Source organism: Halorussus rarus (genome assembly GCF_003369835.1).
Taxonomy (GTDB): domain Archaea; phylum Halobacteriota; class Halobacteria; order Halobacteriales; family Haladaptataceae; genus Halorussus; species Halorussus rarus.
In genome coordinates, this window is sequence record NZ_QPMJ01000005.1 from 137857 (window position 1) to 145231 (window position 7375).

5 protein-coding genes are annotated in these 7375 nt (G+C 61.7%); 2 read left to right on the forward strand and 3 right to left on the reverse strand.

The annotated features are described in order from the left end of the window. Positions 1-2: 2 nt before the first annotated feature. A complete protein-coding gene (locus DVR07_RS21145; RefSeq protein WP_162829667.1) occupies positions 3-1937 on the reverse strand; it encodes an ABC transporter substrate-binding protein in 1935 nt (644 codons plus the stop codon). A 389-nt stretch (positions 1938-2326) separates the two neighbouring features. On the opposite strand from DVR07_RS21145, the gene DVR07_RS21150 reads away from it, so the two are divergent. Beyond that, positions 2327-3631: a CaiB/BaiF CoA transferase family protein gene (locus DVR07_RS21150; RefSeq protein WP_205254587.1), complete on the forward strand. Its 1305-nt coding sequence runs from the start codon at positions 2327-2329 to the stop codon at positions 3629-3631. Positions 3632-3699: 68 nt separating this feature from the next. On the opposite strand, the gene DVR07_RS21155 is transcribed toward DVR07_RS21150, so the two are convergent. Both DVR07_RS21155 and DVR07_RS21160 read right to left on the reverse strand, forming a co-directional pair. Beyond that, on the reverse strand, positions 3700-4401 hold the full coding sequence (locus tag DVR07_RS21155) for an MBL fold metallo-hydrolase (protein ID WP_115799311.1): 702 nt from the start codon (positions 4399-4401) through the stop codon (positions 3700-3702). A gap of 188 nt (positions 4402-4589) precedes the next feature. Next, a complete protein-coding gene (locus DVR07_RS21160; RefSeq protein ID WP_115799312.1) occupies positions 4590-6710 on the reverse strand; it encodes a dipeptide ABC transporter ATP-binding protein in 2121 nt (706 codons plus the stop codon). 260 nt (positions 6711-6970) lie between these two features. Here DVR07_RS21160 and DVR07_RS21165 point away from each other — a divergent pair. Beyond that, on the forward strand, positions 6971-7375 hold a 405-nt coding region (locus DVR07_RS21165), incomplete at its 3' end, for a CoA transferase (RefSeq protein ID WP_193570299.1).

Genomic DNA, 7375 nt, shown 5'->3' on the forward strand with positions numbered 1-7375 from the left:
GGTTACGAGAAGTCCGGCTGACCCAGCTCTTCCCGGCCTTTGTGCGGATTCCGGACCCGTTCGACGAAGGCGTCCCACGCGTCACCGTCGGGGTACGCTCGGTTGTTGCCGGACGTCCCGTACCCTGCCCTGTCGAGGATCTGGTTCGCTCGCTGGGGGTTGAACTCGAACGACGGAGTCTCGTCGTTGTAGAACGGACTCTCCGGGAACACGGGGTTGTTGGCGTTCGCCTTCATCGCGTTCCCGCCGAGGACGCTGTCGATGAATCCCTGCACGTCGATACCGTGACCGAGGTACGCCCGCCGGAACTCCTTGTCCCGGATTATCGGCACCGTGAAGTCGGTCTGTCCGTGGAGCGGAGCGTAGTTCCGCGACACTCGAGACTGGACGTTGCCGCTTTGGGTCGCCTGCTGCATCTGGGCGGCGGTGAGCCGCTGGTTGATGGCGTCGATTTCGCCCTGCTGGAGCGCACCGATGGCCGAGTCGATGTTGCCCGTGTTGACCCAGACGAGGCGGTTTGCCCCGGGACCCTCCATGTACTGGTCGCCCAGATGCTGTTGGCGGAACTCGTCGTTCCACATCCAGTTGTTGTCGTGGCGGTCCATCGCGAGTCGGCTCCCCTGCTCCCAGTTGGCGAGCTTGAAGGGGCCCGTTCCGACGAGTCCCTCCTCCATACTACTCGGCTCGTGCTGCCCTGGATTCTCGATATCCTGCCAGATGTGTCGCGGGTAGATGACCGACCGGACCATCCCCACCGTGTTGAAGACCGCGTCCGGTTGGGTGAGGTTGAAGCGGACGACGCCGCCGCCGCTCTCGGACTCGATGGTCACGGGGTTGTCCTCGTTCAGACTCCGTGTGAACACGGACATCTGCGGGGAGTTGTGCTCGATGAACATCTCCGTCGAGAACTTGACGTCGCCCGGTCCGAACGACTCGCCGTCGTGCCACTGCACGCCGTCGCGAAGTTCGACCTCGACCGTAGTCTCGTCGATGAACTCGGCGGACGTGGCGAGCCCAGGGATCACCTCCATGTCCGGCGACACGTCGTACAGGCCGTCTATCGCGTACCGCATGCGCTTCTCACCCGCGCCACCGATACCCCACGCGATGTTCAGGTGGTTCACGGGCTGCCCGCCGCCTTTCACGTACGTTCTGTTGTCGGTCTTCGGCTGGACGTTCACGGCGGTCCAGGTGAACGAGTCCAGCGCGGCACCGTTGCCGGGCATGACGACGTGGCCCTCCCACGTGTTCGTGTTCACCACCGTCAGGATGTCCGGGAAGAACGGGACGGCCTGGTGGTGGTCGTTGGCCAACACCATCTGGAGTTCGTTGAGTGCCTGCTGTCGCTGTTCCGGATCCACGGTCGTCTGCTCCGCGTCGATCAGTTCGTCGGCCTCCGGATTACAGTAGTTCGCGTAGTTCTGGACGAATCCGCACCGGCGACGCCCGAGTAGGGGGTCGGGGTCGACGCCCCGCTGCGGATCGGGCCCGTGCGTGAGGTAGGAGAACGGATATCCCGAACTGTTCTGATTCCACCCGTCGAGGAGCGCTTGTACCGTGCTGTCCTTGAGTTCTGACTGGAAACCCAACATATTGAGTCCCCGTTGGGCCTCGATAGCCCACTCTTGAAGCCACTCCGAGTCCTCCGAAGAGTACTCGATCGGAATCGGCTCGACGGTTTTCCCCGGTTCCGCGGTCATCTGGTACCGCTCGACCTGCTCCTGACGGTCGTCCTCCCAGTCGTTCCAGTAGTGCGTACTAATCTGTTCGGGAATCTCGCCCCGTGTCGTGGTTCCGCCACCTCCAGTCGTACCGCCGCCTCCCGTCGTCGTGGTTTCTTGCTGTTCACTCCCGCTGCAGCCGGCTAGTCCCCCGATCGCACCGACGCCGACTATCTGCAGCACCCTTCGCCTGTCGAGTCGTTGATCCTTGGCCATGGTCTTGTCCACCGTTTGTATCTGCGAACACCACCTGACCGGCATGGTAAGTGTTCACAGATGTACTACAAAGACATTCTATCCATTATAATATCTTGCGGTTATTTGCACTAATAAATGATGGATAATGAAGGTTTCATCTGCTCATTCGCTGGACGCACCGGGGTTTCCCTAGGTAATCGCTTTCCGGAGATGTTCTACTTACTTGATGCCAGATATATAACCTACGTAGAAAACAATCTCTCTGTTGACTCTGTGGGGACGTACTTCCGGCACATTGGGTTATCTTCTGTCTCCCTCTGCAAGCCTACGTTCCGCGCCTCGCAGTTATCGTTCGGGAGTCGATTCTGCGACCCGCAAATCGTTGGTTTCCGGCGAATTCGGGGGAGATGGTCGAACGCAATACATTGGTCCGATCCACATCAGTATGTAATAATGCAGAAAGTTACTTGGAGGTTGACCGGTATGTTCTTGTTACGATGGAGATGGAAAGCGAGCAGCCGTTAGAAGGCCTTACGGTCATCGACTGCGCATCGCTGTTGGCCGGGCCGTGGACCGCCACTCTGTTGGGCGACTTCGGCGCCGAAGTCATCAAAATCGAACACCCTAACGGGGATGGCATCCGCCACCACGGCGACTACGACGAGGAACTCCACTGGAAGGCCCTCGGCCGCAACAAAAAGAGCGTCTGCGTCGACCTCCACTACGAAGAAGGCCAACAACTGGTACAGGAGTTGGTGGAGGAGGCGGACGTGTTCATCGAGAACTTCCGGCCGGGCCGACTCGAGGAGTGGAACCTCGGTTGGGAGACCCTCTCGGAGATCAACCCGGAACTGGTGATGGTCCGGACCACCGGCTTCGGCCAGACCGGCCCCTACAAGGACTTCCCCGGCTTCGGCACCCTCGCCGAAGCCATGAGCGGCTTCGCCTACATCACCGGCCAAGAAGACGGGCCGCCGACGCTGCCGCCGTTCGGGTTGGCGGACGCGATCTCGGCGATGCATTCGACGTTCGCGACGATGTTCGCCTTGTACTGGCGCGACGTCAACGACGGTACGGGCCAGTACATCGACTCCAGCGTGCTCGAGCCCATCTTCGGCGCACTCATGCACACCGACGTTCCGGCGTACGATCAGAAAGGGATCGTTCGGGAGCGCCAGGGCAACCGCAGTTCCAATTCTGCCCCGCGGAACACGTACAAGACGAAAGACGATCGGTGGGTGGCGATCTCGACCAGCGCCGAGAACATCGCCAAGCGCGTCCTCCGACTGGTCGGCGGCGAGGACCTCGTCAACGACCCCCGCTTCCAGACGACGCAGGACCGTCTCGAACACGTAGACGAGATCGACGCGATCATGCAGGACTGGTTCTCCGAACACACCCGCGAGGAGGCGCTCGAGGAGTTCCGCGAGGTCGAAGCCGCCATCGGACCGGTGTACAACATGGAGGACATCTTCGAAGATCCCCACTTCAACGAACGTGATGCCCTTATCGACGTCGAGGACGAGGAACTCGGCGAGATCACCATGACCGGCGTGTTCCCGAAGCTGTCCGAAACACCCGGCAGTGTCGACCACCCCGGTCCGCCGCTCGGGGCGCACACGGAGGAGCTGTTGAGCGAACGGACCTCGGCGACGCCGGAGGACATCGAACAGTTAGCGGACGACGGCGTCGTCAACGTCGGCGACCGGTAGCCGACGGTCTCTCGTACTCCCCGTCGGATATCGACGAAAGTACTGGTAGCCGACGAGCTCGCGACGAGTCAGAACAACTTGACGGTTGCGTCGGTTCGGGACTCGACGTCGCTCGCGAACGCGTCGGCGTCAGTCTCGATCCGTTCGAAGGTGTCGCTGACGTCGGGGAAGTCCTTCCGGGTGTTGTAGTGGACCGGGAGGACCAGTTCCGGATCGACGCTCTCCGCAAATTCGGCCGCTTCCCGTCTGTCCATGGTGAAACTCCCGCCGATCGGCGGAATGAAGACGTCCGCTTCGACGTCGGCGAGTTCGTCGAGGAAGTCGGTGTCGCTGGCGAAGTACACGTCCACGCCGTCGATCGTCAGCAGGAGACCGATGACCTCCCCCTCGGCGTGGAACGGGTCGCCGCTCTCTCGGACGTGCTCGCCGTCAGGATCGTTGTACGCCGGGAGCGCGCGGGCGCGGATGCGGTCGTTCACGTCGACCTCACCGTCGGCCGGAATCGGCGTAACGTCGAGGTCGAGTTCGTCCGTGTCGATCTGGTCGTACGCGGCGACGGTCGTGTCCTGCGTGGCAATCGACCGGATCGCGTCCGGGTCGTAGTGGTCGTAGTCGTCGTGGCTCACGAGGACGACGTCGGCCGCTTTCGGATCGTCCCCGAGAACTGGACTCCAGGGATCGATGTACGTGACCTGTCCGTCGTCGGTCGTGACGACGACCGTTGCGTGGCCGGGACGCTCGAACGTGAGGGTCTCGAAGTTGACCTCCATAGTTGTCGGTATCCATGTACGGCTACATTAAACTAGTTATAACGGGGGTGATTGATGCGGGGTGGTACTATCCAGAATCGGACAGTAGCACCGATGCACGCCGCCATCAGGATGTGGGATAGCGGATTCGAATGTGCGACGGCGGAAGTGGAGCCCGGACGCAGAAATCGAACGCGGTTGCGGACGGCCTAGATGAGATCGCCGATGTCTTCGTCGTCCTTCATCGGGAAGTAGCAGGCTTTCCTGTGCTCCGTCGACTCGGCAGTTTCACCGTTCCCGTCGGCACGCTTCATCTGGGACTGGGCGGGTTCGGCGGCGGTGAGTTCAGGGTCGGTCTGGCGGCACTCCCCCTGCGCGTGCGGGCAACGCGGAGCGAAGTTGCATCCCTCGGGGAGGTCGACAGGGTCCGGTGGTTCGCCCGGCAGGAGGATGGGCTGGCGGTCCTTGGTCGGGTCCTGGTCCGGGGAGGCGGCCAGCAGAGCCGCGGTGTACGGATGGCGGGGACTGGTGATGACGTCCTTACTGTTGCCCACTTCGACTAGCCGCCCCAGATACATGATCGCCAATCTGTCGGAGACGTGGGCGAGGCTCGCCAGGTCGTGGGAGATGTAGAGGATGCCGATATCCTCCTTCCGGGAGAGTCGCTTGAAGAGGTTCAGGAGCCCCATCTTCAGTGAGACGTCGAGCATCGACGCTGGTTCGTCGCACACGATAAAGTCGGGTTCCACAGCGAGCGCACGGGCGACCGCAACCCGCTGTCGCTCTCCGCCGCTGAGCTCGTGGGGATACTTCTCGAGATACCGCTCGGCCGGCCCGAGCCCGACCTCCTCAAGCGTCTCGATTACCTTCTGTTGGCGGCTGCCGTCCTTGGCGTCGTAGAGGTCGTGGATCTTGAGCGGTTCGGTGATGAGCCGCCGCACCCGTTGGCGCGGGTTCAGCGAATCGAACGGGTCCTGGAAGACGAACTGAACGTCCTTGCGGAACTGTTGCATGTCCTTCTCCCGGTACTCGGCTATATCGTCGCCCTTGAACAGAATCTCGCCGTCGGTCGGATCCTCGAGCCGCACGACCGTCTCTCCGAGGGTGGACTTCCCGCACCCGCTCTCGCCAGCGAGGCCAACGATCTCCGACCGGTGAACGTTTATATCGACGCCGTCGACGGCTTTGACGTAGTCCGGTTCCGCTCCCGAAAGCTTGTCAGTAAGCGGCTGGTAGAGGGGGTACCACTTCTTGAGCTCGTTCGTCTCGAGGATGAGCTCGCCCGCGGTGTCATCGTGCGACTCCCCCTCGTCCGCCGGGGTGGTCCCCCAGGTCTCGGGCTCCCGGGCGAGTGCTCGCATCTCCTCGTGCTCGTCTGCGAAGTGACACGCCGACTGCTGGTCGGCACCCTCGACGTCGACGAGAGGTGGATGTTCGGCTTCGCACTCCTCCTCAGCGAACGGACACCGCTCCCTGAAGACGCACTCCGTCGGTTCCGATTCGAGGACTGGAGGCGATCCGGGAATCGAGACGGGGCTGTTGTCGATGTTGTCGAGTTCGGGGAACGAGTTCTTCAGCCCCATCGTGTAGGGGTTCGACGGCGAGTTTAGCACCTGCTCAGTACTCCCTTGCTCCATGACCTTCCCCCCGTACAGGATAGATAGCTTGTCGGCCATCTCGGCGATCACGCCGATGTCGTGGGTTATCATCAGCAGTGATGCACCGGTTCGCTCCTGCATCTCCAGGATCTTCGAGTGGATCTTGTCCTGGACGATGACGTCGAGGCCGGTCGTCGGCTCGTCGGCGATGATGAGTTTTGGCTCCAACGCCATCGCCATCGCGATCGTCACTCGTTGGCGCATTCCACCGCTGAACTCGTGAGGATAATCGTCGATGCGGTTCGAGTCGAGTCCGACGGTATCGAACACCTCCTTGACTCGCTCGCGTGCCTCCTTCTTCGAGACGTCGCGGTGTTTCCGGATCGCCTGGACGATCTGGCTTCCCGTCGACATCACGGGGTCAAGCGCGTCCATCGCACTCTGTGGGATGTAGGCGATGTCCTCCCACCGCAGATGCTGCTGCTCTTTCGCCTCCATTCCGAGCATGTCGTGTCCGTCGAACTGCACCCTACTTTCCTCACCGACGGACCCGTTGTTGGGCAGGAGTCCGAGAACGGCGTCCCCGATAGTGGATTTTCCGCTTCCGCTTTCGCCGACGAGACCGTATATCTCCCCCTCCTCGATGTCGAACGAGACCCCGTTCACCGCGTACACTCGCCGTTCTTCGGTACGGTACGTGACGGTGAGATCGTCGACTTCTAACAGGGACATGGCTAAACGGACCCCCGTTTCTCGGTCACGCTCGCGGTCCCGCGGTTGTGCTCCGGGACGCGATGAGCCCCATCGCTACAGTGTAGCATACCACATAGACTTGTACCGGGCAGACATATAAATTTGCATCCCAAGCGACCGCGGCTCCCGGCCGAGACGACGATAGAGGGGACGACGCGAACATCTCCGCCGGCTTCCCGTCGCTACCCGGTGTCGGTGACCGATAAATATACGGGCTTCCCCCGAGCATTGATACGTGAATGCAACCCACGGAAAGCGAGCAGCCGTTAGAAGGCCTTACGGTCATCGACTGCGCATCGCTGTTGGCCGGGCCGTGGACCGCCACCCTGTTGGGCGACTTCGGCGCCGAAGTCATCAAAATCGAACACCCGAATGGAGATGGCATCCGCCACCACGGCGACTACGACGAGGAACTCCACTGGAAGGCCCTCGGCCGCAACAAAAAGAGCGTCTGCATCGACCTCCACTACGAAGACGGACAGGAGACGGTTCAGGAGTTGGTGGAGGAGGCGGACGTGTTCATCGAGAACTTCCGGCCGGGCCGACTCGAGGAGTGGAACCTCGGTTGGGAGACCCTCTCGGAGATCAACCCGGAACTGGTGATGGTCCGGACCACCGGCTTCGGCCAGACCGGCCCCTACAAG